Source organism: Vibrio sp. 1457 (assembly GCF_033340195.1).
Classification (GTDB): domain Bacteria; phylum Pseudomonadota; class Gammaproteobacteria; order Enterobacterales; family Vibrionaceae; genus Vibrio; species Vibrio alginolyticus.
Genome location: NZ_JAWOWA010000106.1, coordinates 1 through 1,179 on the forward strand (window position 1 = coordinate 1; position 1,179 = coordinate 1,179).

A 1,179-nucleotide genomic window follows, 5' to 3' on the forward strand; every position below is an offset into this window, starting at 1 on the left:
CAGCGGTCTGGCAAGCCTTTGACAATACGGTTTGTCCGAGTGCCAGCCCGGCCAGTGCAGCGGTGTCAAAAGTGGCGAAAGGGTGGAACGGGTTACGTTTCAGTGAGGCGCGTTCTGCGGCGGCCATCATAAAGCTGTGATCAAAATTGGCGTTGTGCGCCACCATAATGGCGCGGTTACAGCCGCTCGCTTTAATACCTTTACGTACAACTTTAAAAATTTCGTGCAGCGCCTCGTATTCGCTGACCGCGCCGCGATCGGGATCGTTCGGGTCAATGCCGTTGAAGGCGAGGGCTTCTGGTTGCAAATTTGCGCCGACAAATGGTTCGACGTGGAAATGTAATGTGGTGTCCGGCATCAGCCAGCCTTGTTCATCCATTTTCAGGGTGATGGCGGCAATCTCAAGCAGCGCATCGGTTTTGGCGTTAAATCCGGCTGTTTCAACATCGATCACAACAGGATAAAAACCACGAAAACGGTCGCACAGACCGGTAAGTTGAGCGTTATCGGACATCTGATTCTCTTAATACGGATAAATTGCAGCGCGCATTATGACAAATATTACTTGTCGATGCAGTAAAGATGCGGGCGCGATGAGTTCACGCCCGGCAGGAGATTAGTTGCCCAGACCGCGACCGGCGTCTTTCTCTTCGATTAACTCAATTTTGTAACCGTCCGGATCTTCCACAAACGCGATAACCGTAGTACCGCCTTTTACCGGACCCGCTTCACGGGTCACGTTACCCCCGTTTTGACGGATTTTTTCGCACGCTTCAGCGGCGTTATCTACGCTAAGCGCGATGTGACCATAAGCAGTGCCGAGTTCGTATTTATCCACGCCCCAGTTGTAGGTCAGTTCAATCACCGCTTCTTCGGTTTCCGGGCCGTAGCCAACAAACGCCAGTGAGTATTTGTATTCCGGGTTTTCGCTGGTACGCAGCAGTTTCATGCCCAGCACTTTGGTATAAAAATCGATGGAGCGTTGCAGATCGCCAACGCGCAGCATGGTATGAAGAAGACGCATCTTTTTATCCTCAAAATGGCTAACAGATTCAAAATGTTGTTTTAGTATAGCGGCGGCTTTACGCCGCTCGCAATGTTGGATTACAACGTCGGGTAATCTGTATAGCCTTCCGCGCCGCCACCGTAGAAACTTTCGGCACGCTGTGGGTTAAGCTC

The 1,179-nt window shown here is 51.4% G+C and carries 2 protein-coding genes; both read right to left on the minus strand.

Annotation, left to right across the window (positions count from 1 at the left end; genetic code table 11):
* The coding region (rnt, locus tag R7Z41_RS24065; protein WP_149465307.1) for a ribonuclease T at window positions 1-514 on the minus strand (514 nt) is incomplete at its 3' end.
* 102 nt (window positions 515-616) lie between these two features.
* Window positions 617-1,024, minus strand: a complete 408-nt coding sequence (gene gloA, locus R7Z41_RS24070; protein WP_001237796.1) for a lactoylglutathione lyase — start codon at window positions 1,022-1,024, stop codon at window positions 617-619.
* Window positions 1,025-1,179: the final 155 nt, after the last annotated feature.

Coding starts and splice junctions, on each gene's coding strand:
- gloA (WP_001237796.1), bottom strand. CDS start 1,024: ATGCGTCTTCTTCATACCATGCTGCGCGTTGGCGATCTGCAACGCTCC.